Consider the following 25,160-nt stretch of genomic DNA (forward strand, 5'->3'; position numbering starts at 1 on the left):
TTCGACGAGCAGGTGAGGCTGCTCGCGCAGCGCCGGACGATCATCGCCAGCATCGGCTCGGCGCTCCACACCGCCCTGTTCGCTCCGCCGGGCCGGTCGATGGTCGTCCTCACTCCGAATCCGGCCATCAACGCGACCTACCTGTTGATCGACGCCCTCAAGAGCAACCGGTCGCGCTACTTTCATCCGCAGAGCATGACCAGCGTCCAGGCCGGCTCGCGGCAGCTCCTCTATTTGGCCGATCCGAAGCGCACGGCCGAGGAGCTGCTGGTGCGGGTCGCGCATCCCGAGGTGTCGGATGCGTGGGACGAGCTCGACACGAGCCCGACCTGGCATACCTCGCCGTCGATCCCGCCGCTGCCGTCTCAGTTGCGGCGCAGGCGGCTGCTCAGGATGCGCGCGCCGTGACGGCCCGCCGCGTTCGCTCGCACGACTGATTCGCCCTGAACGTGGCGAGACAAGGGGGCTGCAGATGTCTCTGTATGAGATGTGAGGGACAGTACCGCGGCAGGGCGCGGCGGAATGTCCGCGGCCATCCGAATCCCGCATGACGCGCACCGCTGGGCTTCCGCGGGCGGGCTGCTGCCCACATGGCGGCGACCCCGCCTCGCCGCGGCAGACGACCGGTCGAGGCCTATGACGGTCGCGCTCAGGTGACGGCCAGCATCACGGGCGAGGCGAGAACACCGGAAGTGCGCTGCCGTTCGGCGCGAGCAATCATTCCGGCATCACATTCAAATATTATTTTCTGAAAAGAAGTAGGCGTATCCGTCCCTGCGACTCTAGCGCTCGGTTAAGCAGCCAGCAACAATTCAATGCCTCACCGCTTCGGGTCCGACTGCAAGGTGAGCAACTTCTTCAGCACGCTCGCGATGTGAACCTGTATCCTGTCCTTCTGCTCCGGAGGAGAAATGCCGGTGAAATCGTCGTCTGTCCTGGAAAGCATCAACATCAGCCCGTCTCCCATCTTCGAAGTCAAGCCCGCTTGCGGTAGACCGCTCACCCGCTTATTGTCGCTTTATCGAGTTGCGGTCGAGCATTCGCGCCGACTACCCATTTTTATCATAGTACCAATCCGAAAGAATGACAATCGCGGCGCAATTGTCGTTCTTGGATTGGTTGCCCGCGATTGAAGAACGCATGCGGGATATTTTGGTGTGGAGGGAAGGCTGTGGTTGACTGCGTAGGCGGGCGGCTACACGGTGGCCTCGTGAACCGGGCCGGGGAGAGCTGCGTGGCACAACGTTTCTACTTCGACCTGACTGATGGAAACACCATCATCCGCGACGAAGAGGGCGTTGAGGTCGACGACGCGCAGGCTGCCCTGGAACAGGCCGAAGCGGCGGTTCAGGAGATGCGGGTCGACGGCGAACTGGCCGGACTCAAAGGGTCGTGGAAGCTTCTCGTCCGGACGAGCACCGACACGGTTCTGGCCGTCATCACCATCCCGTGAGTCTGCCGCGACGATCGTCCAACAGAGCCGAGGGCAGATGACCGCAAGGCGCACGGCGTGGCCCATGGCCACCGTGCGGGTACGCCGACGGCAGCGCTGCCACGACGGGGTCGTGGCAGCGCTGCCGCACTGGGCGTTTCCTTCCTAGACGTGAGGCCGTTCGGCTGCCTTCTGTACGGCCTAGGCATCGGAACCGTAGCGTCTCGGGCAGGGCTCAGGCAAGCCCGCCAAGTGCAAAATCGTGCGCCATTGGCCGGAAGGTGGCACTTTCCTGCGCAGTCGCCCCGGCTTGAGCGGGGCTTCGCGACCATTCCGCTCGGACTCGTGCTCTTCGGCCGCCCGGTCGGCGGAGGCCGCCGGGCATTAGGCCTTGAGGCTGCGCAGGGCGGGCGTCACCACGTAATGGGCCAGCGGGATCAGAGCCGCGCCGAGGAGGAGGCCGAGCACCCCCGAGAGCGCCGCGGTGACGATCCAGGCGGCGGCACCGGCGAGCACGGGCAGCCGCTCGCCCGCGGCGTCCGCCGCGTGTGCGATCGCGTGGCCGAGGCCGGCGAGGCCGTAGCTCTCCAGGCCGTGCACGACGATGCCGCCGCCGACCCAGATCATCGCGGCGGTGCCGACGACGGCGAGGCCGCGCAGCAGGACCGGCATGCCGCGCACGAGGACGCGGCCGACGCCCTGCGTCACCGGGGCCAGCCGCCGGTCGCCGTCCGTCGGCGGGCCCTGAGGCGGAGCGCGCAGGCCGAGCGCGGTCGAGGCCGGCCGCGGCTCGCGGGCCAGCGCCACGCCCACGTCATCGGCCTTCACGATCAGCGCGACGATTCCATAGACGAACAGGGTGATGCCGGTGCCGACCACGGCGAGCACGATCACCTGGGTGAGGAAGGACGCCTCCGCCACGTTGGCGAGGGTGAGTGCCATGATCTCGGCCGAGAGAATGAAGTCGGTCTGGATGGCGCTGCGGACCTTCTGGTCCTCCAGGGCCTTCGGGTCGCCGGCCGGCTTGGCCGATCCTTGGTTGGCCGATTCGTGCGCCTCCGCGCGGTGCGGCCGGATCGCTTCGGCCACCTTCTCGGCCCCCTCGAAGCACAGATAGGCCCCGCCGAGCATCAGGAGCGGCGTGATCGCCCAGGGGGCGAAGAGGCTGAGGAGCAGCGCGCCGGGCAGCAGGAACAGGAGCTTGTTGCGCAGGGAGCCGAGGGCGATCTTCCAGACGATCGGCAATTCGCGGGCCGGGGAGAAGCCCGTCACGTAGCGCGGCGTCACCGCCGTGTCGTCGATCACCACGCCGACCGCCTTGCCGCCCGCGCGGGCCGCTTGGCCGGCGACGTCGTCGAGCGAGGCGGCCGCCACCTTGGCGAGGCCGGCGATGTCGTCGAGCAGGGCGAGGAATCCTGTGGCCATGAGGCGTCCGGGTCGGGGCTGTACCAGCCGGAGCAACTCCCGCTCCGCGGCTAGGATCCGGCCGGTGCAGCCCGGAGCCGGCGGGCAGGCTCAGTTCGGCCCGCGCGCCCTGGCCTCGAAGGCATCCGCCATCGTGTCGTCGTGCCGCCCCAGGGTCTCGAGCTGCTCGGCGCGCTTCGTCTGCGCGGCGCGGGCTTCCTCGCCGTCGCTCATCTCGGCGCCGAGCCGGACCCGGGCGGCCTCGCGGCGGTGGCGCTCGGCCTGCTCTCGGAAGAAGGCGGCCTGCTGCCCGGCCGTGGCGGCATATTCCCGGGCGTAGGAATCCGCGTCGTCCTTCACTGCCATCGCCCTCCTCGGCCTGCCGGTGCGCCGTCCGGGCCAGCCCGGCGGCGCCATCCCGCTCCCAAGGCCTGAGTTTAAGGCAGGTTCCCGCCCGATCAACCGGGCGGCCTGAGCTCAGCATCCCGTCAGGGGGCCTGCGCCGCCGCGTAGGCCATCACGCCCATCATCGAGCCGACGTCGCGGTAGCGGTCGCCGCGGGTCGTCATCATGGCCTCGAACTTGTCGTGCACCTGCGCCACCGTCAGGCTGCGGGCCTTCCGCCGCCCGACCCGCTCGTAGAAGATCGGCTTGTTGGCCCGGGCCGGCTTCGGCAGCAGGGCCGCGGCCTCCGCCTTGGGCTCCTCCACCACCTTGGCCATGAAGCGCTCGGCGTCGTCCGGCCCGAGGAAGTGGGCGAGGTAGGTCTCGCCGAGGCTGAGGGGGCGGCCGATGCGGGCCGCGATGCGGGCGCTGTCGCGCTTGAGCATCTCGCCCGCGAGCAGTGCCGACAGGGCGGGGTCGCGCCGCAGGTCGAGAATGCGTGCGCGCTCCGCGGCCTCCGCCACCGCGTAGTCCTCGGCGATCAGCGCCGCCTCGCGGGCGTAGCCGTGCTGCGCCCCGAACTCGCGCATCACCTGCAGCCACGTGCGCTCGATGAACTGGTAGAGGCCGGTGGCCGAGGAGGTGCGGGCCTGCACCTCGGTGAGGAAGCTCGATTCCTTGTCGGCCACCGCCATCAGGAGCACCGGATCCATGCCGGTGCGATAGGCCGCCTTGACGATGGTCTGCACGATGTGGCGGCGCACCTTCATCGGCCCGAACACCAGCACCTCGTTCGGATCGCCGCCGAGCGTCGCCGTGATCAGGTCGTCGTAGGAGACGCGGTCGACGCCCTCCGAGCCGAGCGCCGTGTCGAGATCGTGGACCGGCGCGCGCAGCGGCGCCTCTTTGGGCTGCGCCTGCACCCGCGGGCGCGGCATCACCAGCAGGTCGGCCATCAGGGTCACCGACGGGCGGCTCGTCGCGAGGTCCGGCCCGTAGGTGTTCAGAAGCGCGCCGAGCCCCGCCGCGAGGGCGCCTGCGATCAGCACCGTGCGGGCAATGAACGGCATCCCGCCATGCGCGCAGCCGGCGGATCCGCCGAGCGTCAGCGCGTCTCGCGGTGCAGCCGGAACCCACCGCGTGCCCCGTGCCGATGGTCCGATCGCGCGCTGATGCATCGTGTCCTGTGCCCCGGAAAGGCGCCGGGTGTGTCCGGCGCGTTTCCGGCAGGAAGCCGGGGAGTTGTGGCGACATGACGGCGGCGCTCGCGCTCCCGTGAGCGCGTCCAGGGCAAGCTTCGCCTTTTTCCCGTCAGGAAACGGCCGAGCTTACGGCCAAGCTTTGCTGTTCTCCCGTTCCGGTTAACGCGTTCGTCACCATGTTGCACTGCGAGGGGCGGCCCGTGGGCCGCCCCTGTGCTGGCCTCAGCGGGGCGCCGGCTGGGCGGCCTTGGCGCGGTCGCGCTTGTTCGTCTGGTGGCGTCCGACGACGCAGCCGGCGGCCGCTCCGGCGACGCCGTGACCGACGACGTGCCCCGCGGCCCCGCCCACGAGGGCGCCCTTGATGCAGCCCTTGGCCTCGGCCGCGCCGGCCGCCGACAGGGTGAGGGCCGCGGTGGCGGCCAGGATCGCGATCACTCTCATGCGGATCTCCTCGGGATCTCGATGCAGGATCGAAGAACCTCGCGGCACACCGCCCGGTTCCGCAGCGGCAGGCCAGCGCGGACGAAACCGGATCACAGCTTCACGACCAGCTTGCCGAAGTTACGCCCCTTGAGCAGGCCGATGAATGCTTCCGGCGCGGCCTCCAGACCCTCGACAACGTCCTCGCGGTAGCGGATGCGGCCCTCGCGCAGCCAGGACGAGACATCGGCCAGGAAGGCGGGCTCCTGCTCGGCGAAGTCCCAGACGATGAAGCCGCGGAAGGTCAGGCGCTTGCTCAGGGTGGCGCGCATCAGGGCGGGCACCCGGTCCGGGCCGGGGGGCAGCTCGGTCATGTTGTAGTTGGCCACGAGGCCGCAGACCGGGATGCGGGCGAAGTCGTTGAGGAGCGGCAGCACCGCGTCGAACACGGCTCCGCCGACATTCTCGAAATAGACGTCGATGCCCGCCGGGCAGGCCTCCGCCAGGGCCGCGGGCAGATCGGCCGCGCGATGGTCCACGGCGGCATCGAAGCCGAGGTCCTCGGTGAGGTGGCGGCACTTGTCGGCGCCGCCCGCGATCCCCACGGCCCGGGCGCCCTTGAGCTTGGCGATCTGCCCGACCAGCGAGCCCACCGGCCCCGTGGCGGCGGCCACCACCACGGTTTCGCCGGGCTTCGGCGCGCCGATGGTGAGCAGGCCCGTATAGGCGGTCATGCCCGGCATGCCGAGGACCCCGAGCGCCGTCGTGACCGGGGCCGCCGCGGGATCGAGCTTGCGCAGCCCCTGCCCGTTCGAGACGGCGTAATCCTGCCAGCCGCCATAGGCGAGCACAGTGTCGCCCACCGCGAAGCCGGGATGGTGCGAGGCGGCGACCTCCGCCACCGTGCCGCCGACCATCACCTCGTTGATCTCGACCGGCTTGGCGTAGGATTTCGCCGCGCTCATCCGGCCGCGCATGTAGGGGTCGAGGGACAGGTAGCGGTTGCGGAGCAGCACCTCGCCGTCGCGGGGCACCGGCACCGTGCCCCGCTCCAGCCTGAAATGGGCCGGACTCGGCTCCCCGTGCGGGCGCGACGCGAGAACGATGCGGCGGTTGACGTCGGACATGGCGGTCTCCCCTGGCATGGTGTCCCGAGCGGCGCTGCGGCCACGCCACCGACTTGGCGCCCCGCCCGCCCGCGTCAACGCCGCCGCGGCCCGGCGCTCCGCGCCCACGCCGCCCCGGCCGGCCCGCCGTCACGGGAGATGGGCCGCCCCCCGGACGCTCGAGGACGATCCCGTCATCCGCGCGCCGATCCAAATCCGTCCGTCGCTGCCCCTCGGACGCGAAACGGGCGCCGCGGCCAAGCCGCGGCGCCCGTCGTAGCGCGAATCGCGAGCGCGTGACGCGTCAGGCGCGCAGGCGCGTCCTGACGTCCCCGAGGCTGCGGCGGATGAGGTCCTGGGCGGCCTCGCCGCTGACCTTCTCGCGCAGGATGGTCTCCGAGACCCGCACGGCGGCCTCGGCGGCGGCGGCCCGAACCTCGGCGGCGGCCTGCGCCTCGGCCTGGGCGATCTTGGCCTCGGCGGCCTTGGTGCGGCGGGCCACGAACTCGTTGAGGCGGGCATGGCCTTCGGCGGCGGCGCGCTCGGCTTCCTCGCGGGCGCTGGCCACGATGGCCTCGGCCTCGCGCTCGGCCTCGCTCCGGCGGCGCTTGTAGTCGGCCAGCACGCTGGCGGCCTCCTCGCGCAGGCGGCGGGCCTCCTCCAGCTCGCGGCGCACGCGCTCACCCCGCCCGTCGAGGCCCTTGACGATCTGGGCGAAGCCGCCGGCCTTCCAGACGATGCCGCAGAACACCAAGAAGGCGACGGCGACCCAGAATTCCGCTTCCATCAGCATGATCGGTTCTCCGGGCTAGTGGACGGTCTGGGCGCGGTCGTAGGCGGCCTCGACCGCGGCGCGGTCGGGGGCTTGGCCGATCAGGCGCTCCACGATGGCGGTGGCGGCATCGGCCGCGACCTCGCGCACGTTGCCCATCGCGCTCGCGGTGCGGGAGCGGATCTGCTCCTCGGACGCGGCGAGCTTGGTGGCGAGATCCGCCTCCAGGGTCTTGCGGCGGGCCTCCGCCTCGGCGGCGAGCTGGTCGCGCGTCGACTGGGCGATGCCCTTGGCCTTGTCCTGTGCCTGCTTGAGGGAGGTCTCGTAGGCGTCGCGGGCGGCGTCGGCGTCGCTCTTCATCCGGGCGGCCTCGTCGAGGTCGCTGGAGAGCCGGGCCTGGCGCTCGTGCAGGATCGCGGTGATGCGCGGGATCGCGACCCGGGACATCAGGTAGTAGAGCAGCCCGAAGGCGAGGGCGAGCCAGAGGATCTGCGCCGCGAAGGTGCTGGTCTGGAACGGCGGGAAGCCGCCGCCGTGCTCGGAGGCCGGCTCTTGGATCAGGCCTTCCTGCAGGCCGGCGGGGGATTTGGGCTGCGCCATCGTGTCGTCCGGGTGTGCGAGGAGGGGACCCGCAGGTGAAGTCCGTCGGACCGCCGCGCTCCGATCCGGGGCGCGGCTTCGGAGAGAGGTGGGCGCCTCGGGCGCGCGCCGGGCCGGCGCGCGCTGAGGGCGCCCGCGGATCCGGCTGGGATCAGACCGCGAAGAGCAGCAGCAGCGCGACGAGCAGCGAGAAGATGCCGAGCGCTTCCGTCAGCGCGAAGCCGAGGAGCAGGTTGGCGCGCTGGCTGTCGGCGGCCGAGGGGTTGCGCAGGGCGCCGGCGAAGAACTGGCCGAACAGGTTGCCGAGGCCCACGGCGGCACCCGCCATGCCGAGGCAGGCGAGACCGGCGCCGATGTACTTCGCAGCAACGGGATCCATCTGAGTACTCCTGAGGTCGTCTAGTCGTCTGGCGGGTGGGATCCGGCCGCGACACGGCGAACCGGGGTGGGAAAGGGTGGCCCGGGCGCCCTAGTGGCCCGGGTGCAGCGCGTCGCTGAGATAGATCGAGGTCAGCGTCGCGAAGACGTAGGCCTGCAGCACGGCGACCAGCACCTCGAGGGCCGTGAGGGCGACCGCGAGGGCGAGCGGCAGCGGCGAGAGGATGCCGGCGGCTCCGGCCGCGAGCAGGGCCGGCACGAAGCCCGCGAAGATCTTCAGGGCGATGTGGCCGGCCAGCATGTTGGCGAACAGACGCACCGAGAGGCTGATCGGCCGCGAGATGAACGAGACCACCTCGATCCCGACGACCAGCGGCTTCAGCCAGCCGGGCACGCCCGGGGGCACGAACAGGTTCAGGAAGTGGGTGCCGTGCGCCATGAACCCGTAGATGACCACGGTCAGGATCACCACGAGCGCCAGCATGAATGTGACGATGATGTGGCTCGTCACCGTGAAGGTGTAGGGGATCATCCCGAACAGGTTGAGGACCAGGATGAACATGAAGAGGGAGAACACGAGCGGCACGAAGCGCTCGCTGCCGTGCCCGGCCGACTGGTGCACCGTGGAGGCGATGAACTCGTAGAAGGTCTCGGCGAGCGACTGCATGCGCCCGGGGACGAGGGAACGGCGGCTCGTCGCCACGATGGTGAGCAGCGCGATCACACCCACGGCGGCGAACATGTAGAGGGCCGACTGCGTGAAGGCGATTTCCTGGTGGCCGATGTGCCCGAACGAAATCAGCGGCTTCAGCTCGAACTGGTGGATCGGATCCATCTTCGCGGCCATGCCGGTCCCGCCCTTCCCCTGTCGGCACCGCGGGTGCGGCGCCTGATCCGTGCTGGCGGATGCACGGCATCCACCGGATGATCAAGTCCCCGTGCCGTCATTCTTCGTGTCCGTGACACGAAAAAACCCCGACACGCGCATCACGTTGTAGACCCCGGCCGCGAAGCCCAGCACGAGCAGGACGATCAACCCCCAGGGCTTGGTGCCCAGGAGCTGGTCGCAGCCCCAGCCGAGAAGGCCGCCCGCCAGCACGCCCGCCACGAACTCCGTCGAGAGACGCATGGCCTGGCCGAGGGGCGAGGGTTGGTCCGTCCGTCCCGAACGCGACGAAGGATCGGGAGCAGCCGGGGGCCGCTTCCGGTCGATCTGCGTTTCGAGACGTTTGAGCCTCGCGGAGAGATCGCTGTCGGCGGCAGGATCCCGACCGGTTTCGGTCTCGTCGCGCGGGTCTTTGCCGGTCATGGCGCGACCTCACGTCGGCGAGGCGATGGGATCGGACCCGGGTGCCCCCTTCGAGCGGGCGCACCATAGTTTCGCCCACCTTGGGAGTCAAGGACGCGTGAATTAGCCATAAGTCTTTGGTCCGCCTTGCTGATTCGCAACGGCCGCGCCGCCCTCACACCGCTTCGCGCAAGGACTCGGCGGTGGCGAGATCGACGGAGACCAGCTGCGACACCCCCCGCTCCGCCATCGTCACCCCGAACAGCCGGTTCATCCGCGCCATGGTGATCGGGTTGTGCGTGATGACGAGGAAGCGGGTGTCGGTGTCCCGCGCCATCGCGTCCAAGAGGTCGCAGTAGCGCTCGACGTTGGCGTCGTCGAGGGGGGCGTCGACCTCGTCGAGCACGCAGACCGGCGAGGGGTTGGTCAGGAACACCGCGAAGATCAGCGCGGTCGCGGTGAGCGCCTGCTCGCCGCCGGAGAGCAGCGTCATGGTCTGAGGCTTCTTGCCGGGCGGGCGGGCCAGGATCTCCAGGCCCGCCTCCAGGGGATCGTCCGAATCGACCAGCGTCAGCTCGGCGGTGCCGCCGCCGAACAGCGTCGTGAACAGGCGCTCGAAATGCCCGTTCACCGCCGCGAAGGCGGCGAGCAGGCGCTCACGGCCCTCCCGGTTGAGGCTGGCGATGCCGCCGCGCAGGCGGCGGATCGCCTCGATCAGATCGTCGCGCTCGCGCCCGAGATCGTCGCGCCGCCCCTCCGCCTCCGCCAGCTCCGCCTCGGCCCGCAGGTTCACGGCCCCGAGCCGCTCGCGGTCGGCCTTGAGGCCGGCGAGATGCGCCTCGATGCCGGCCGCTTCCGGCAGGGCGTCGCCCGGCGCCACCCCCGCCAGCCCGAACAGCCCCTCGGGGGTGGTATCGAGGGTGTCCTGGATGCTGCGGGCGATCTCGGCGAGGCGGCGCACCAGCGCCTCGTGCCCGGCGACGGCCGCCGCCCTCCCCTCGCGGGCGGAGGCGAGCGCGTCGAGGGCCTCGCGCGCCCGGGCATCGGCCCGGGCCTGCGCCGTCTCGGCGGCGGCGAGCCGGTCGGCGGCCTCCCGGCGCGCGGCCTCGGCGGCCTCGGTGGCGCCCGCGAGCCGGCGGCGCTCCAGCCGGAAGCCGTCGGGCGCCTCCGCGAGTTCGCCCTGCTCTTCTTCGGCCCGCGCCGCGCGCGCGGCTAAGTCCTCCAGCGCGGCCTCGGCGCGCCCGGCCCGTTCGCGCCAGCGCGCCCGGTCGGCCTCGAGCGTCTCGCGGCGGCGGCGGCGCTCGTCCTCGGCCCGCGCCAGGGCGAGTCGCGCGGCCTGCGCCTCCGCGGCCCGCGCCCGGCCCGCCTCGGCGCGAGCCCGCGCCGCCGCGAGGGCGTGGGCCGCCTCCGCGTCCTCGGGCAGCTCCGCCAGCGCTTCCGCCGCGGCCTCCATCCGGGCCGCGGCCTCCTCCGCCTCGTCGGTCACGCGGGCCAACGCCTCGGCGAGGGCGGCGCGTTTGGCCGCCCCGTCCGCCTCCCGGCGCTCGGCGCCCGCCAGGGCCTCGCGCGCCGCATCGAAGCCGCGCCGCGCCGAGCGGGCGCCGTCGAGCGCGCGCGCCTCCGCGGCGGCGGCCTCCCGGACCGCCTCCTGCACGGCCTCGAAGCGCGCACGCGCGGCCTCCGCGGCCGCCCGGGCGAGCGCCGCCTGCTCGGCGAGCGCGTCGAGGCGGTTGCGCTCGGCGAGCCGGCGCGCGGCCGGCGCCGGCGCCTCGGCGGCGGCCGTGAACCCGTCCCAGCGGTGGAGGTCGCCCTCCCGGGTGACGAGGCGCTGGCCCGGGCGCAGGGCGCCGCGCAGCGCCGCCGCCGCGGCGCGGGGGGCGACCGCGATCTGGGCGAGGCGCCGCGCGAGCGGGTCCGGCGCCGTGACGAATCGCGCGAGCGGCTCCGTCCCGGGCGGCAGGGGCGGATCCTCGGGCGAATGCGGCGCCCCCGCCCAGCGGGTGGGCGCCGCCGCATCGGTAGAGGCGTCGAGATCCTCGCCCAGCGCCGCCGCCAGCGCCGCCTCGTAGCCGGGCGCCACCGTGACGGCGTCGAGCACGGGGGCGAAGCGCGCCTCGGCCGCGGGCGCGACCAGCTTGGCGAGGGTGCGGGCCTCGGTGTCGAGCCGCGCCGCCTCGCGCTCCGCCGCACCCAGGGCCGGCCGGGCGCGCGCCTCGGCGTCGCGGGCGGCGGCCAGCCCCTCGCGCGCGGCCAGGGCGGCCTCCTCGGCGGACTCGCTCTCCTCGGCCGCCGCCGCCACGGCGGCCCCGAGATCCGCGAGACCCTGAGCGCCCGCGGGCACCCGCGCCGCCTCGCCGGACAGGCGGCCGCGCTCGGCCGCGAACCGCTCCGCCCGGATGCGCTCGTCCCGCAGGGTCCGCTCCAGGGCCGCACGGCGGGCCTGATGCTCGGCCGCCGCCGCCTGGGCGGAGGCGAGCGCGGCCTCGGCGTCGGCCAGCGCCGCGTCCGCCGCGGCGGCGCGCGCGGCGGCCTCCTCGCGCGCGTCCTCCGCCCCGGCCTCCGCCGCCAGGGCGGCGGCCTCCGCGTCGAGGCGCTCCAGCGTGGCGGCCGCGTCGGTGCGGGATGCCGTCTCGCGGGCGATGTCGCGGCGCAGGTCCGCGATCTGACGGGTGAGGTCGCGCAGGCGCTCGGCGGCGCGGCGCTCCTGCGCGTCGAGGGCGGCCGCGGCGTGCGTCAGGCGCTGGAGCGCGGCGGCCGCCTCCGTCTCGGCTTCGCGCAGGCGCGGCAGCGCGGCGGCCGCCACGGCCTGGATGCGCGCCGCCTCCTGCTGCTCGGCCTGGGCGGCGGCGGTGCGCTCCTGCGCCAGGGCCAGCGCCCGCTCGGCGGCCGCGGCCTCGGCGCGGGCGCCCGCATGGGTGATCAGCAGCAGCAGCGCCTCGTGGCGGCGGATCTCGGCGGCGAGCGCCCGGTAGCGCTGCGCTGCGCGGGCCTGCCGGCGCAGCGCGTCGACGCCCGAGGTGATCGCCGTCAGCACGTCCTCGACCCGCGCGAGGTTCTCCTCGGCGGCGCGCAGCCGCAGCTCCGCCTCGTGCCGGCGGGCGTGCAGGCCGCCGATGCCCGCCGCGTCCTCCAGGATGCGCCGGCGCGCCTGGGGCTTGGCGGCGATCAGCTCGGCCACCTGTCCCTGGCGCACCATCGCGGGCGAGCGCGCGCCCGTCGCCGCGTCGGCGAACAGCAGCTGCACGTCGCGCGCCCGCACCTCGCGGCCGTTGATGCGGTAGGTCGAGCCCGCCCCCCGGTCGATGCGCCGGGCGACCTCCAGCACGTCGGCGGCGTTGAAGGCGGCCGGTGCGGTGCGGGCGGCGTTGTCGAGGCTGAGGGTCACCTCGGCGTGGCTGCGGCCGGGCCGGTGGCCGGAGCCCGAGAAGATCACGTCGTCCATGCCGGACGCGCGCATGTTCTTGTGCGAGTTCTCGCCCATGACCCAGCGCAGGGCCTCGACGAGGTTCGACTTGCCGCAGCCGTTCGGGCCGATGATGCCGGTGAGGCCCGGCTCGATGAGGAACTCGCTCGGCTCGACGAAGGTCTTGAAGCCGACGATGCGCAGGCGGGTGAGCTTCATCGGGCGTCCGGGAGGCGCCGGTCAGGCCGGGCCGCGTTCCGGCCCGGCCCGGAGTCCCGGCCGACGGATCTGCTCGCCGCGCCTCACGCCCCGACGATCGGCTTGATGACCTTCTCCATCGCGTCGATCGAGGTCTCGCCCTGGTGCTTCTGCCCGTTGATGAAGAAGGTCGGGGTCGAGTTGACCTTGAACACGGTCATGCCCCGCTCCTTCACGGCATTGATCGCGTCGTAGAGCTTCTGGTCCTTGAGCGTGGCCTCGAACTTCTCGCGCGAGAAGCCGGCCTGCTTCATCATCTGCTCGAGGGCGTCGAGGGGCTTGGGCACGAAGGCCCAGGTGGCCTGCTGGTCGAAGAGCAGGTCGGTGATCGGGTAGTAGCGGGCGGAGTTGTCGGCACGGGCCAGCATGAAGGCCGCGGTGGCGAGCGGGTCGAGGGGGAACTCGCGCAGGGTGAAGCGCACCTTGCCGGTGTCGATCCAGCGCTCCTTGAGCGCCGGCCACGTGGTCTTGTGGAAGGCCGCGCAGTGCGAGCAGGTCATCGAGGCGTACTCGATGATCGTGCACTTCGCGTCGGCCGGGCCGAGCCAGACGTCGCCGAGCGGCCCGGGCTGCAGCAGGCTGTCGGCGGCCGGTCCCTGCGCGAAGGCGGGGAGCGCGAGGCGGGGAAAGAGCAGGGCCGCGCCGGTGAGCGTCAGCGCGTCGCGCCGGGTGATCATGGTCGTTCTCCGAAGGGAGCCGGGCTGTCGAATGAGCAGATCGGTAGAATCCCGGCCGTCGCAAGGCAAGGTTTGGCAGCGTCGCGGGGGTTCAGGCCCCGAGCGGGCGCGTCGCGCGGTCGAGCCACGCGCGGGTCTCGGGATCAAGGTCCGGCGACAGCGTCTCGCGGACCCGGGCGTGATAGGCGTCGAGCCACGCCGCCTCGGCGGGGGCGAGCAGCGCGGGCTCGATCAGGGCGCGGTCGAGGGGGGCCAGCGTCAGGGTCTCGAAGCCGAGCATCGGGCGCTCGGCGCCCGCGATCGCGCGCTCCTCCACCAGGATCAGGTTCTCGATGCGGATGCCGTAGGCGCCCGCCCGGTAGTAGCCCGGCTCGTTCGACAGGATCATGCCGGCCTGGAGCACGGTGGTGCCGGTCTTGGCGATGCGCTGCGGCCCCTCGTGCACCGACAGGAACGAGCCGACCCCGTGGCCGGTGCCGTGGTCGAAGTCGAGACCCGCCTCCCAGAGCGGGCGGCGGGCGAAGCTGTCGATCTGCGCCCCCGTGGTGCCGCGCGGGAACAGCGCGGTCGCCACCGCGATGTGGCCCTTGAGCACGCGGGTGAAGCGGTCGCGCATCTCGGGCGTCGGCGGGCCGACCGCCACCGTCCGGGTGATGTCGGTGGTGCCGTCGCGGTACTGCGCGCCGGAATCGATCAGGAAGAGCTCGCCCGGCCGCAGCCTGCGGTCGGTGGCCGCCGTCACCCGGTAGTGCACGATGGCGCCGTTCGGCCCGCTGCCCGCGATGGTCGGGAAGGAGACGTCGCGCAGATCCCCGCCCTCGGCCCGGAAGGCTTCGAGCCGGCAGACCGCCGCGATCTCGCTCACCGCGCCGCCCGGGGCCTCGCGGGCGAGCCAGGCGAGGAAGCGCGTCACCGCGGCGCCGTCGCGCCGGTGCGCCGCCCGGGTGCCGGCGATCTCGGCGGCGTTCTTGACCGCCTTCATGCCGGTGATCGGATCGGGGCCGACCTCCACCGTGCCGCCCGCCTCCTCGATGCGCCGCCGCAGGGCCACCGCCCCGGTGGCCGCGTCGAGCCGCACCCGCGCCCGGGCGGCCCCGAGCGCGTCGAGCGCCGCCGGGAGCGCCGCCGGGTCGGCCCGCTCGGCGAGGCCGGCCAGGGCCGCCTGCGCCTCCGGCGTCACCTTGGCGGCGTCGAGAAAGAGCGTGGCGCGGCCCTCCCGCGGGATGATCGCGTAGCCGAGCGGCAGGGGCGTGTGGGCGACGTCGCCGCCGCGCAAGTTGAAGGCCCAGGCGAGGTTGTGCGGATCGGAGACGACGAGGGCATCGGCCTTGGGCTTGGCGAGCGCCGCGCGCACCCGGTCGAGCTTCGCGGCCGCGCTCTCGCCGGCCAGCGCCTCCGGATGCGGGACGACGGACGCCCTGGGCGCGGCCGGCCGGTCGATCCAGATCTGGTCCACGAGGTTGAGGCGGGCCGGTTCGAGCCGCCCACCCGCGGCCTGCACCGCCCGCTCGAGGCGGGCGAGACCGTCCGGCGTGTGGAGCCAGGGGTCGTAGGCGAGGACGCCGCCCGGCGGCAGGTTCGCCTCGATCCAGGCCTCGGCGGAGGTCTCGGCGAGCGGCACCGGCGTGATCACCGCGGTGTCCACCTGCTCGGCCGCCTGCAGGGTGTAGCGCCCGTCCACCACCAGGGCGGCCCGGTCGGGCAGGATGACGGCGGTGCCGGCCGAGCCGGTGAAGCCGGTGAGCCACGCCAGCCGCTCGGCCTGGGGCGGCACGTATTCCGACTGGTGCTCGTCGGCCCGCGGCACCACGAAGCCCGAGAAGCCCTGCTGCAGCATCGCCGCGCGCAAGGCCGCGACGCGGGCCGCGCCCGCCTTGTGGCCGGGATCGTCGAAGGTCTGGAAGCGGGCGTGCATCATGCCTGCCTGGGTACGCCGCGGCCGGCGTGGCGGCAATGGGCGGCCCGCCCTCCGTCCCGGGCTCAAGGCGCCGTGACGATCGGGATCTCGTGCGCGAGCGCGACCTCCTGCGGGCTCAGCCGGCAGACATGGGCGCGGGTCTCGACGCCGGCCGCCCGGGCGCGCCGGAACGCCGCCGCGAAGGCCGGGTCGATGTCGCCCGCCACGTCGAAGCGCTCGGCGCGCATCTGCACCACCACGATCACCATCGCCCGCCCGCCCGCGCGCACGACGTCGGCAAGGTCGTCCATGTGCCGGGCGCTGCGGGCGGCGGTGCAGTCGGGGAACTCCGCGAGGCCGGCCCGGCGCATCATGTGGCAGTTCTTCACCTCGACGTGGCAGGGGCCGTCCGGCCCGTCGGCCAGGAAGTCGACCCGGCTCGCGCGGGCATAGCGCACCTCGGGCCTGAGCGAGACGGCGCCCCGCAGGGCGGGGAGCCGGCCCTCCCGGAAGGCCTCCGCCACCAGGGCGTTCGGGCGCAGGGTGTTGATGCCGACCCATTGCGGCCCGCCCGGCAGATCGGCCTCCACCATCTCCCAGGACCATGCGAGCTTGCGGGCCGGGTTGGCCGAGGCGGAGAGCAGCACCGGCCGGCCGGGCGCCACGAGGCCCAGCATCGCGCCCGGATTGGCGCAATGGGCCGTGACGACCGAGCCGTCCGCGAGGGCGACGTCGGCGAGGAAGCGCTTGTAGCGGCGCACCAGCCGCCCCTCGGTCAGCGGAGTCGGGAAGTGCACGGGAGACGGGCGGGGTTCGGCATCGCGCCCCGCTTAGCAGCCGCGCACCGGGCGGACCATGCTTGAGCGGCGCCCACCGCCGCGATAGAGCACACCGTCCTCGCCTGAAGGAGATCCGATGTCCGACCCGCAACCGGTCACGGCCGCCATCCTGGTCATCGGGGACGAGATCCTCTCGGGCCGGACCAAGGACAAGAACATCGGCTACATCGCCGAGTACCTCACCAACTCCGGCATCGACCTGCGCGAGGTGCGCGTCGTCCCGGACGTGGCCGAGGAGATCGTCGGCGCCGTCAACGCCTTGCGCGCCCGCTACACCTACCTGTTCACCACCGGCGGCATCGGCCCGACCCACGACGACATCACGGCCGATTGCGTGGCGGCGGCGTTCGGGGTCGGCATCGACGTCGATCCGCGCGCCCGGGCGATGCTGCTGGAGCGCCACGCCGAGGCCGACCTCAACGAGGCGCGGCTGCGCATGGCCCGCATCCCCTTCGGGGCGGAGCTGATCGAGAACCCGATCTCCAAGGCGCCCGGCTTCATGATCGGCAACGTGATCGTGATGGCCGGGGTGCCCTCGATCATGCAGGCGATGCTCGACCGGGTGGCGCCGCGGCTCAGGACCGGCGCGCGGGTGCTCGCCGAGACGATCGAGGCGGGGGCCCTGCCCGAGGGCGCCTACGCGTCCGACCTCGCCGCCGTAGCGGGGGCGCATCCGGGCGTGTCGATCGGCTCCTATCCGTCCATGACGGCCGCGGGCTTCCGCAACCAGATCGTGGTGCGCGGGCGCGACGCCGACATGGTGGCGGCGGCCCGCCGGGACATCGAGGCGGCGGTGGCGCGCCTGCACGCCGCGAAGGGCTGAGGGAGCGGGGCGATGGCGGCTGCCGGCGAGAAGGCGTTTCCGGTCTCCTGGGACCAGTTCCACCGCGACGCGCGGGCGCTCGCGTGGCGGCTCGCCGGCGCCGGGCCGTTCGAGGCGATCGTCTGCATCACCCGCGGCGGCCTCGTGCCCGCCGCCGTGGTGGCGCGGGAACTCGGCATCCGGCTGATCGAGACGGTCTGCATCGCGAGCTATCACGACTACCAGGAACAGGGCGCCCTCAAGGTCCTCAAGGAGGTGGCGCCGAGCATCCGGGCCATCGGCGACGGCAGCGGCCAGGGGGTGCTCGTCATCGACGACCTCACGGATACGGGCCGGACCGCGCAGGTGGTGCGCGACCTGCTGCCCCGGGCGCATTTCGCCACCGTCTATGCCAAACCCGCCGGGCGCCCGCTCATCGACACCTTCGTGACCGAGGTGAGCCAGGACACCTGGATCTACTTTCCCTGGGACATGGGGCTCGCCTATCAGGCGCCGCTGCATCCGGGCAGCTCGGGCTGACTGGCCCTCCCGTAGGGTAGCCCGCCGGAGAATTCCGGCCGATCGCGGAACCGAAGCGACGGTGGCGCTTTGCGCTGGACCGGGATCATCCGGCCGCCCGCGAGCCCCGCCATGCGCGATTCGACCGAGGACGCTCCCGATCCCGAGACGCGCAAGCGGGAGGTCGCCGAGGAGGTCGAAGAGGAGCGCTGGCCGAGCGCGGTCGTCATCCACGAGGTCATCCGCCACGAGGGCGTCGAGGATCTCGCCCGCACCGCCCCGGCCCTCGCGCTCTCGGGGCTCGCCGCCGGGCTGTCGATGGGCTTCTCGCTGGTCGGCGAGGGCATCCTGCTGGATCACCTGCCGGAGGCCAAGTGGAGCGAACTCGTCAGCGGCTGGGGCTACACCCTCGGCTTCCTCATCGCCGTGATGGGCCGCCAGCAGCTCTTCACCGAGAACACCCTGACGCCGGTGCTGCCGCTGCTGCACGACCGCACGCTCGCGGTCCTGCTCCGGGTGCTGCGCCTGTGGGGCATCGTGCTCGCCGCCAACCTCGTCGGCACCCTCCTGTTCGCCGCTTCCCTCGCCCATACGGAGGTGTTCGACGAGGGCGTGCGGGAGCATTTCCGCAAGCTCAGCCACCACGTCTACGCGTATCCGTTCGGGACCACCTGCCTGAAGGCGGTGCTGGCCGGCTGGCTGCTCGCCCTGATGGTCTGGCTCCTGCCCTCCTCGGGCGACGCCCGGCCGTTCGTGATCCTGATCCTCACCTACGTGATCGCGGTGGGCAATCTCGCGCATGTCGTCGCGGGGTCGGTGGACGCGTCCTACCTCGTGTTTCTCGGCGAGGCGACCTGGGGGGACTATCTCGGGCGCTTCTTCGTGCCGACGCTGATCGGCAACCTGTTCGGGGGCGTCGCGCTGGTGGCGGTCCTGAACTGGGGGCAGGTGGCGCCGGACGTGGAGTGAGGCGCGGATCGGCCGCATGAACGCATGGCCGCGACGTTCGTTGGGGTGGGGATTCCCACATACTCCCCACCAGGACGGAGACGCGACATGGCCCACGCCCACAAGCCCCTCGCCCAGCAGGTGATCGTCATCACCGGGGCGTCGAGCGGCATCGGTCTCGCCACCGCCCGCATGGCCGCCCGGCACGGCGCCCGCGTGGTGCTCTTCTCCCGCAACGCCGAAGCCCTGGCCGCCATCCAGGAGGAGATCACCCGCGAGGGCGGCGAGGCGACCCACGTGGTCGGCGACGTCGGCCGGCGCGAGGACCTGCAGGCCCTGGCCGACCGGGCGATCGAGCGCTTCGGCGGCTTCGACACCTGGGTGAACGACGCCGGCATCTCGATCTTCGGCCGACTGGAGGAGGTGAGCGACGAGGACAGCGACCGCCTGTTCCAGACCAACTTCTGGGGCGTGGTCTACGGCTCGCTCGTGGCGGTGCCGCACCTGAAGCGGCGCGGCGGCGCGCTGATCAATCTCGGCAGCATCGCCTCCGACCTGGCGATCCCGCTCCAGGCCATGTACTCGGCGAGCAAGCACGCCATCCGGGGCTTCACGGACGGCCTGCGGGCGGAGCTGGACATGGACGGCGCCCCGGTCTCGGTGACGCTGATCAAGCCCGGCTCGATCGACACGCCGCTGCCCCAGCACGCCCGCAACTACACCGACCGCGAGCCGCAGCTGCCGCCGCCGGTCTACCATCCCGACGAGGTCGCCCGCGCGATCCTGCACGCCGCCGTCCACCCGCAGCGCGAGATCTATGTCGGCGGCGGCGGCCGGGTGATGACCGGGTTCAAGAAGGTCGCGCCCCGCACCTTCGAGCGCCTCGGCTCCCGCCTCGCCGGGGCCCAGCTCAGCCAGGAGCCCCCGCGCGACCCGCAGGGCGCCCTGCACCGGCCCGGCCAGGACGGGCATGCCCGCGGCGAGTATCCCGGCTACGTCCGGCGCACCAGCACCTACACCCGGGCGCAGCTGCACCCGCTGGCGACCGGCGCCGTGATGGCGGGCGTGGGCCTGGCCGCCGCCGCGCTGATGAAGCGGCGGGCATGACGCAAGGCGGGGCGGGCGAGGTCGCTCCGGAGGACAAGGCCCCGCCCCGCCCTCACACCAGCACCGGCTGCGAGACCTGCGCGCCGACTGCGAAGACGCGCTTGTAGCGCTCCACCTCCTCCTCGGGGCCGAGCGCCTTGGTGGGATTGTCGGAGAGTTTCACGGTCGGCCGTCCGTTGGCGGAGATCACCTTGCAGACGATCGAGATCGGATCGAGCCGGCCCTCCGGCACGAGGCCGCGGAAGTCGTTGGTGAGCAGCGTGCCCCAGCCGTAGCCGATGCGCAGGCGGCCGTGGAAATGGTGGTGCACCGCCTCGATCGTCTCGATGTCGAGGCCGTCCGAGAAGATCGCCAGCTTGTCGCGCGGATTGCGCCCGCGCTCCCGCCACCACCGGATGACCTCCTCCCCGCCCGCGATCGGGTCCTTGGAATCGATGCGGATGCCGGTCCAGTCGGCCATCCAGGCCGGACCGTGAGCGAGGAACCCCGTGGTGCCGTAGGTGTCGGGCAGGATCACCAGCAGGTTGCCGGCATAGTCCTGCTGCCAGTCCGAGAGCACCGCGTAGGGCGCCGCGGCCAGCGCCCGGTCGTCCTCGGCCAGGGCCGCATAGACCATCGGCAGTTCGTGCGCGTTCGTGCCCACCGCCTCGATGTCGTGGCGCAGCGCGATCAGGCAGTTCGACGTGCCGAGGAAGGAGGAGCCGAGCCCCTCGATCATCGCCTCCACGCACCAATCCTGCCACAGGAAGCCGTGGCGGCGCCGGGTGCCGAAATCCGCAATGGAGAGATTCGGCAGCACCTTCAGCCGCTCGATCTTCTCCCAGATCCGCGTCATCGCCCGGGCGTAGAGCACCTGCAGGTCGAACTTGCCCATGCCCTTGAGCACCCCGCGCGAGCGCAGCTCGTTCAGGATCGCCAGCGCGGGTACCTCCCACATCGTGGTCTCGATCCACGGACCGTGGAAGGTCAGGACGTATTGCCCGTCCTGCTTCTCCAGGAGGTAGTCGGGAAAGCGGAATTTCTCGAGCCAGTCCATGAAGTCCGGCGAGAACATCTGCCGCTTGCCGTAGAAGGTATTGCCGCGCAGCCACGTCGACTCGCCCCGCGTCAGGCGCAGGGAGCGGCAATGGTCGAGCTGCTCGCGCAGTTCGCCCTCGTCGATCAGGTCGGCGAGGCGGATGCGGCTGGTGCGGTTCTGGATGCCGAAGGTGACGGCCACGTCCCGATGGCGGCGGAAGATCGTCTGCGCCATCAGGAGCTTGTAGAAATCGGTGTCGAGCACCGAGCGGATGATCGGGTCGATCTTCCAGGTGTGGTTGTAGACCCTGGTGGCGAGGTCGAGCATCACCCGTGCCTGACTGGTCCGGCGCCGTGCGCCGTGCGGGGTGGAGCACCCCGCACGGTTCTCAGGCCCGAGTCAAGCTTGCCGCTCCGGCGATCGTGCTAGTGGGCCGCGAGGTCCACGGCCTTCTTCTCGGTCTTGGGCGACTCGCCCGTCACCGCGGCCTTCACGTAGCCGTAGAGGTGCAGCATCGTGGCGTTGGGGCTGTCCCAGTACTCGCCCTTCTCGGGGTGAACCCGGATCAGGGTCACCGACGGGTCGTCCTTGCCCTTGGGAAACCACGTCTTCAGGCTCTCGTTCCACTTGGAATCGATCGTGGCCTTGTCGCGCACGATCTCGGCCTTGCCCGACACTGAGACATAGTTCTGGTTCGACGGGTCCGAATAGGCGAGGTTGACCTGGGAATCGCGGCTGATCTCGCCGGTCACCGGGGCATCGACCTTGGCGAAGAACCAGAGGTCGCCCGCCTCGTCCGCCTCCTGGTTCCACATCGGGCGGCTGCGCAGCTGGCCGTCCGAATCGACGGTCGTCATCATGGCGACCTTGACGTCCTTGATGAGGCTGAAGAGCTTCTTCGCGCCCTCGTGGTCGCGGTGGCTGCCCTGGTGCATGATCGTCCTCTCTCCGGTTGGCCGCGCATGCGCCGCCCCGGCGATCGGTGCGGACTGGCGGCTCGTGCGAAACTGCGGGACAACCGGCGAGGCCCGGCTTTGTTTCGAGCGCGGCGGATGCTCGCCGGCCGCGCAGTGTTCCCCTATGTCACGCCCCGCGGCCGGTGGGCCGCGCGATGGGAGAGCGTGGAATGAAGATCAGCGCGCGCAACGTGCTGTCGGGCACCGTGAAGGCGGTCCGCAAGGGCACCACCACGGCGCACGTGACGGTGGAGCTTCCCGGCGGGCAGGTCGTGACCGCGGCGATCACCAACGAGTCGGTGGACGATCTGGGGCTCGCGCCCGGCAAGGCGGCACACGTCGTCGTGAAGTCGAGCGACGTGATGATCGCGGTGGATTGAGCGCAGGCCCATGCCCCTCGACCGCCGCGCACTGCTCCTCGCCCTGGCCGGCCTCGGCGCCGGCGGGCCGCGCGCGGCGGCGCAGCCGCGGCAGGACGATGCGGGCCGGCCCCTGCCCGCGCTGGCGGCGCCGGTGGCGCGGGTCTTTCCGGCCGGGCCGCCCGCCGCCATCCTGCTCTACACCCTCGCGCCGGACCTTCTCGCGGGCTGGCCCCGGGCGATCCGCCCCGCCGAGCGGCCCTACCTGCTGCCCGAGACCCTGGGATTGCCGGAGGTCGGACGTCTCACCGGGCGGGGCAACACCGCCAACCTCGAATCGGTGCTGGCCCTCAGGCCGGACCTGATCCTCGACGTCGGCGACACCACCGAGACCTACCGCTCGCTCGCCGACCGGGTGCAGCAGCAGACCGGCCTGCCCTACCTGCTCTTCGACGGGCGCCTGCCCGCCGTGCCGGCCACCTACCGCACCCTCGGGACCCTGCTCGGACGCCGGGAGGCGGGAGAGCGCCTGGCGCAGGCCTGCGAGGCGACGCTGGCGACGGTGCGGGCGCGGGTCGCCGCGATCCCGGTCGCTGAGCGCCCGCGGGTCTACTTCGCCCGCGGACCGCGGGGGCTCGAGACCGCCCGCACGGGCGCGATCAACGTCGAGGCGCTGGAACTGCTCGGCGCCGTCAACGTGGCGGGGGCCGGCGGCGGCCTCGCCCGGGTCTCGCCCGAGGACGTGCTCGCCTGGGCGCCCGAGGTGATCGTCGCCCTCGATTCCGCCTTCGTGGCGGGCCTGCGCGGCGACCCGCTCTGGCAGGGAGTTCCGGCCGTGCGCGCGGGCCGGGTCCATCTCGCCCCTGCCCTGCCCTTCGGCTGGGTCGATTCCCCGCCCTCGGTGAACCGCATCCTCGGCCTGTGGTGGCTCGGCCAGGCGCTCTACCCGGCGCGCTTCCCGGAGGATCTGCGGGCGGTCGCCCGGGAATTCCACCGCACCTTCTATCACGTGACGCCGGACGAGGCGGCCCTCGATCGCGTGCTGGCGGGCGGCGCGTGAGCGGCCCCGAGGCCAGGGCCGAGAGCCGCCTCGGGGCGCGGATCGGGGCGGGCGCCGGCACGGCGCTGGCCCTCGGCCTCCTCCTCCTCGCCGTGGCCGTGGCCTTCGGGGTCGGGCGCTTCCCGGTCGGGCTCGGCGAGGTGGCGCAGGTGCTGCTCGCCAAGCTCACCGGCCGGCCGGCCGCCGTGCCGCCCGCGGTCGAGGCGGTGGTGATGCAGATCCGCGGCCCGCGCATCCTGGCGGCGATCCTGATCGGCGCCGCCCTGTCGGTGGCGGGCGCGGCCTTCCAGGGCCTGTTTCGCAATCCGCTCGTCTCGCCCGACATCCTCGGCGCCTCCTCGGGGGCGGCCTTCGGGGCGGTGCTCGGCATCTGGCTCTCGCTCGGCGTGCTCGCCATCGAGGCGCTCGCCTTCGCGGGCGGGCTCGCGGCGGTGGCGGCCGTCTACCTCGTGGGCGCCACGCTGGCCCGGCGCGACCCGGTGCTGGTGCTGGTGCTGGCCGGCGTGGTGATCGGCTCGCTGCTCGGCGCGGGGGTCGGCCTCGTGAAGTACCTCGCCGATCCCTACAACCAGCTCCCGGCCATGACCTTCTGGCTGCTCGGCAGCCTCTCGGCCACACATGCGCTCGACCTCGCGGCCCTGGCCCTGCCGGTCGTCCTCGGCACCGCGGTGCTGCTGCTGCTGCGCTGGCGGCTCGACGCGCTCTCGCTGCCGGAGGAGGAGGCCCGCGCCCTCGGCCTCGCCACCGGCCCGCTGCGGCTCGCTATCGTGGCCGCCGCCACCCTGGTGACGGCCGCGAGCGTGGCGGCGGCCGGCATCGTCGGCTGGGTCGGCCTCGTCGTGCCCCACCTCGCCCGCTTCCTCGTCGGGCCGGGCTTCGCGCGGCTGATCCCGACCGCGGCCCTGCTCGGAGCGGGCTACCTCCTCGTCATCGACACGCTGGCGCGCACCATCGCCCCCGTGGAGGTGCCGCTCGGCATCCTGACCGCGGTGGTCGGCACGCCGGTCTTCCTCTGGCTGCTCGCCGGCGCGGAGCGGGACTGGCAATGACCCTGCTCGCCGCGACGGATCTCGCCTTCGGGTATCCGGGCCGGGTGATCGGCCGCGGGATCGACCTCGCGGTCGCGCCCGGCGAGGTGCTGGCGCTGCTCGGCCCCAACGGCGGCGGCAAGACCACGCTGCTCAAGACCCTGCTCGGCCTGCTGCCGCCGCGCGCCGGCAGCGTGACGGTGCTGGGCCGGCCGCTCGCCGCCCTGCCGGCCCGCGAGCGCGCCCGGGCGCTCGCCTACGTGCCCCAGAGCGCCGGCAGCGCCTTCGCGTTCACCGCACGGGCCGTGGTGCTGATGGGGCGCAGCGCCCATGCGGGCCTGTTCTCCGCCCCCTCCCGCGCCGACCGCGCCAGCGCGGAGGCGGCGCTCGCCCGGATGGGCGTCCTGCACCTCGCCGACCGCGCGGTCACCCGCATCTCCGGCGGCGAGCGCCAGCTCGTGCTGATCGCCCGCGCGCTCGCCCAGGAGCCGCGCCTCGTGATCCTCGACGAGCCGACTGCCAGCCTCGATTTCGGCAACCAGGGGAAGGTGATGCGCGAGATCACCCGCCTGCGCGACGACGGGCTCGGCGTGATCTTCACCACCCACGACCCCAATCAGGCGGCGCGCTACGCCGACCGCGCCCTGCTGCTGCGGGCGGGCGGACGCCTCGCCGAAGGCCCGGTGGCGGAGGTGCTGGCGGCGGAGCGTCTCGAAGGGCTCTACGGAGCGCCGGTCGAGGAGGTGCGGGACGCGGGCACGGGGGCGCGCGCCTTCCTGCCGGGCTGAACGCCGCCGTTCGGCGCGGGAGCGTTCCACTCTCGTTGCAGGATACGTCATCCACGCGTCGCCGGCTCGGGGGCGGCGAGACGCGATGGCGTTGCCGGCACGGGAGAGCGGTCCGCCGCACAGGGTTCGGCAACGATACGGCCCTATCCTGGCGGTCCTCCGCCGCCGGGGCCGCCGCCATGTCGCTTCGCCTGCTCGCCACCATCCTGGCCCTCTGCCCGCTCCCGGCTCTGGCCAACGGCACCGATTGCGGGGGCGACGCGCGCTCCTCCGCGCAGGTGGTCGAGAACCGTCCCGCCCGGGCCGGGCCGCTGACGGCCGTGCCCGACACGCTCTGCGCCGACCTCCAGGACACCAAGCGCTCGCGGCTGCGCATCGACGTCTACAGCGGGCCGTATGGCGGGACGGGGTCCGAGACCCCATATGACGGGTCGGAGCCGGGCGGAGGGCGCCTCCGCCGCGGCGACCGGAGCCGCTAGTCCCGCGGCGCCTGCGTCGGGACCGCCGTCCGGCGG

27 protein-coding genes and 1 pseudogene are annotated in these 25,160 nt (G+C 72.9%); 11 read left to right on the forward strand and 17 right to left on the reverse strand.

Annotated features, from left to right (window positions below; all coding sequences use genetic code 11):
• Positions 1 to 408 (forward strand): annotated as a pseudogene (locus MFF61_RS28555) (hypothetical protein); the annotation flags it as partial.
• A 412-nt stretch (positions 409 to 820) separates the two neighbouring features.
• Here MFF61_RS28555 and MFF61_RS33945 read toward each other — a convergent pair.
• A complete protein-coding gene (locus tag MFF61_RS33945) occupies positions 821 to 952 on the reverse strand; it encodes a hypothetical protein (protein ID WP_283206050.1) in 132 nt (43 codons plus the stop codon).
• Positions 953 to 1,234: 282 nt separating this feature from the next.
• Here MFF61_RS33945 and MFF61_RS28560 point away from each other — a divergent pair, with 282 nt between their 5' ends.
• Positions 1,235 to 1,453 carry a DUF6894 family protein gene (locus tag MFF61_RS28560; RefSeq protein ID WP_238241073.1) on the forward strand — a complete coding sequence of 73 codons (219 nt, stop codon included), beginning with the start codon at positions 1,235 to 1,237 and terminating at the stop codon, positions 1,451 to 1,453.
• 363 nt (positions 1,454 to 1,816) lie between these two features.
• On the opposite strand, the gene MFF61_RS28565 is transcribed toward MFF61_RS28560, so the two are convergent.
• The 14 genes from MFF61_RS28565 to sfsA form a co-directional block, all read right to left on the reverse strand.
• Positions 1,817 to 2,857, reverse strand: a complete 1,041-nt coding sequence (locus tag MFF61_RS28565; protein ID WP_238241074.1) for a DUF808 domain-containing protein — start codon at positions 2,855 to 2,857, stop codon at positions 1,817 to 1,819.
• A 90-nt stretch (positions 2,858 to 2,947) separates the two neighbouring features.
• Entirely contained in the window at positions 2,948 to 3,202 is a 255-nt protein-coding gene (locus tag MFF61_RS28570) for a hypothetical protein (RefSeq protein ID WP_238241075.1), read from the reverse strand.
• Between the two features lie 122 nt (positions 3,203 to 3,324).
• A complete protein-coding gene (locus MFF61_RS28575) occupies positions 3,325 to 4,398 on the reverse strand; it encodes a transglycosylase SLT domain-containing protein (RefSeq protein ID WP_238241076.1) in 1,074 nt (357 codons plus the stop codon).
• Positions 4,399 to 4,644: 246 nt separating this feature from the next.
• Positions 4,645 to 4,863 (reverse strand): hypothetical protein, encoded by a 219-nt coding sequence (locus tag MFF61_RS28580; protein WP_238241077.1) that lies wholly within the window; start codon positions 4,861 to 4,863, stop codon positions 4,645 to 4,647.
• A 92-nt stretch (positions 4,864 to 4,955) separates the two neighbouring features.
• Positions 4,956 to 5,969, reverse strand: a complete 1,014-nt coding sequence (gene curA / locus MFF61_RS28585; protein WP_238241078.1) for an NADPH-dependent curcumin/dihydrocurcumin reductase — start codon at positions 5,967 to 5,969, stop codon at positions 4,956 to 4,958.
• A 283-nt stretch (positions 5,970 to 6,252) separates the two neighbouring features.
• On the reverse strand, positions 6,253 to 6,738 hold the full coding sequence (locus tag MFF61_RS28590; RefSeq protein WP_238241124.1) for a F0F1 ATP synthase subunit B family protein: 486 nt from the start codon (positions 6,736 to 6,738) through the stop codon (positions 6,253 to 6,255).
• A gap of 18 nt (positions 6,739 to 6,756) precedes the next feature.
• Positions 6,757 to 7,320: a F0F1 ATP synthase subunit B gene (locus MFF61_RS28595; RefSeq protein WP_238241079.1), complete on the reverse strand. Its 564-nt coding sequence runs from the start codon at positions 7,318 to 7,320 to the stop codon at positions 6,757 to 6,759.
• Positions 7,321 to 7,471: 151 nt separating this feature from the next.
• The gene (locus MFF61_RS28600) at positions 7,472 to 7,699 is read right to left on the reverse strand and encodes a F0F1 ATP synthase subunit C (RefSeq protein WP_012336551.1); all 228 of its coding nucleotides are present in this window, start codon (positions 7,697 to 7,699) and stop codon (positions 7,472 to 7,474) included.
• Between the two features lie 90 nt (positions 7,700 to 7,789).
• Positions 7,790 to 8,545: a F0F1 ATP synthase subunit A gene (locus tag MFF61_RS28605; RefSeq protein ID WP_238241080.1), complete on the reverse strand. Its 756-nt coding sequence runs from the start codon at positions 8,543 to 8,545 to the stop codon at positions 7,790 to 7,792.
• Positions 8,546 to 8,626: 81 nt separating this feature from the next.
• Positions 8,627 to 9,007, reverse strand: coding sequence for an AtpZ/AtpI family protein (locus MFF61_RS28610; protein WP_238241081.1), 381 nt, complete (start codon positions 9,005 to 9,007; stop codon positions 8,627 to 8,629).
• 154 nt (positions 9,008 to 9,161) lie between these two features.
• Positions 9,162 to 12,608, reverse strand: a complete 3,447-nt coding sequence (locus MFF61_RS28615; RefSeq protein WP_238241082.1) for a chromosome segregation SMC family protein — start codon at positions 12,606 to 12,608, stop codon at positions 9,162 to 9,164.
• Positions 12,609 to 12,691: 83 nt separating this feature from the next.
• Positions 12,692 to 13,324 carry a DsbA family protein gene (locus MFF61_RS28620; protein ID WP_238241083.1) on the reverse strand — a complete coding sequence of 211 codons (633 nt, stop codon included), beginning with the start codon at positions 13,322 to 13,324 and terminating at the stop codon, positions 12,692 to 12,694.
• A 91-nt stretch (positions 13,325 to 13,415) separates the two neighbouring features.
• Positions 13,416 to 15,242 (reverse strand): aminopeptidase P family protein, encoded by a 1,827-nt coding sequence (locus tag MFF61_RS28625; protein ID WP_238241084.1) that lies wholly within the window; start codon positions 15,240 to 15,242, stop codon positions 13,416 to 13,418.
• A gap of 62 nt (positions 15,243 to 15,304) precedes the next feature.
• Complete coding sequence (gene sfsA, locus MFF61_RS28630) at positions 15,305 to 16,018, reverse strand: DNA/RNA nuclease SfsA (protein ID WP_238241085.1); 714 nt, start codon at positions 16,016 to 16,018, stop codon at positions 15,305 to 15,307.
• Between the two features lie 118 nt (positions 16,019 to 16,136).
• On the opposite strand from sfsA, the gene MFF61_RS28635 reads away from it, so the two are divergent.
• From MFF61_RS28635 to MFF61_RS28650, 4 genes are all read left to right on the forward strand, one after another.
• Positions 16,137 to 16,883, forward strand: coding sequence for a competence/damage-inducible protein A (locus MFF61_RS28635; RefSeq protein ID WP_238241086.1), 747 nt, complete (start codon positions 16,137 to 16,139; stop codon positions 16,881 to 16,883).
• 12 nt (positions 16,884 to 16,895) lie between these two features.
• The gene (gpt, locus tag MFF61_RS28640) at positions 16,896 to 17,402 is read left to right on the forward strand and encodes a xanthine phosphoribosyltransferase (RefSeq protein WP_238241087.1); all 507 of its coding nucleotides are present in this window, start codon (positions 16,896 to 16,898) and stop codon (positions 17,400 to 17,402) included.
• Between the two features lie 111 nt (positions 17,403 to 17,513).
• Positions 17,514 to 18,350, forward strand: coding sequence for a formate/nitrite transporter family protein (locus MFF61_RS28645; RefSeq protein ID WP_238241088.1), 837 nt, complete (start codon positions 17,514 to 17,516; stop codon positions 18,348 to 18,350).
• Between the two features lie 87 nt (positions 18,351 to 18,437).
• Positions 18,438 to 19,436, forward strand: coding sequence for an SDR family oxidoreductase (locus MFF61_RS28650; RefSeq protein WP_238241089.1), 999 nt, complete (start codon positions 18,438 to 18,440; stop codon positions 19,434 to 19,436).
• Between the two features lie 52 nt (positions 19,437 to 19,488).
• Here the strand turns inward: MFF61_RS28650 and pncB are convergent, their stop codons facing one another.
• Together pncB and MFF61_RS28660 are read right to left on the reverse strand one after the other, a co-directional pair.
• Positions 19,489 to 20,781, reverse strand: coding sequence for a nicotinate phosphoribosyltransferase (pncB, locus tag MFF61_RS28655; protein ID WP_238241090.1), 1,293 nt, complete (start codon positions 20,779 to 20,781; stop codon positions 19,489 to 19,491).
• A gap of 98 nt (positions 20,782 to 20,879) precedes the next feature.
• Positions 20,880 to 21,389: a pyridoxamine 5'-phosphate oxidase family protein gene (locus MFF61_RS28660; protein WP_238241091.1), complete on the reverse strand. Its 510-nt coding sequence runs from the start codon at positions 21,387 to 21,389 to the stop codon at positions 20,880 to 20,882.
• Between the two features lie 191 nt (positions 21,390 to 21,580).
• On the opposite strand from MFF61_RS28660, the gene MFF61_RS28665 reads away from it, so the two are divergent.
• The 5 genes from MFF61_RS28665 (at position 21,581) to MFF61_RS28685 (ending at position 25,124) form a co-directional block, all read left to right on the forward strand.
• Complete coding sequence (locus tag MFF61_RS28665) at positions 21,581 to 21,790, forward strand: TOBE domain-containing protein (protein ID WP_238241092.1); 210 nt, start codon at positions 21,581 to 21,583, stop codon at positions 21,788 to 21,790.
• Between the two features lie 10 nt (positions 21,791 to 21,800).
• Positions 21,801 to 22,829 carry an iron ABC transporter substrate-binding protein gene (locus MFF61_RS28670; protein WP_238241093.1) on the forward strand — a complete coding sequence of 343 codons (1,029 nt, stop codon included), beginning with the start codon at positions 21,801 to 21,803 and terminating at the stop codon, positions 22,827 to 22,829.
• On the forward strand, positions 22,826 to 23,878 hold the full coding sequence (locus MFF61_RS28675) for a FecCD family ABC transporter permease (protein WP_238241094.1): 1,053 nt from the start codon (positions 22,826 to 22,828) through the stop codon (positions 23,876 to 23,878). The genes MFF61_RS28670 and MFF61_RS28675 overlap by 4 nt, the downstream gene beginning before the upstream one ends.
• Positions 23,875 to 24,645 carry an ABC transporter ATP-binding protein gene (locus MFF61_RS28680; RefSeq protein ID WP_238241095.1) on the forward strand — a complete coding sequence of 257 codons (771 nt, stop codon included), beginning with the start codon at positions 23,875 to 23,877 and terminating at the stop codon, positions 24,643 to 24,645. Before MFF61_RS28675 ends, MFF61_RS28680 begins: the two co-directional genes overlap by 4 nt.
• A gap of 179 nt (positions 24,646 to 24,824) precedes the next feature.
• On the forward strand, positions 24,825 to 25,124 hold the full coding sequence (locus tag MFF61_RS28685) for a hypothetical protein (protein WP_238241096.1): 300 nt from the start codon (positions 24,825 to 24,827) through the stop codon (positions 25,122 to 25,124).
• Positions 25,125 to 25,160 lie beyond the last annotated feature (36 nt).

The organism is Methylobacterium isbiliense (assembly GCF_022179325.1).
In the GTDB taxonomy this organism is placed as follows: domain Bacteria; phylum Pseudomonadota; class Alphaproteobacteria; order Rhizobiales; family Beijerinckiaceae; genus Methylobacterium; species Methylobacterium isbiliense.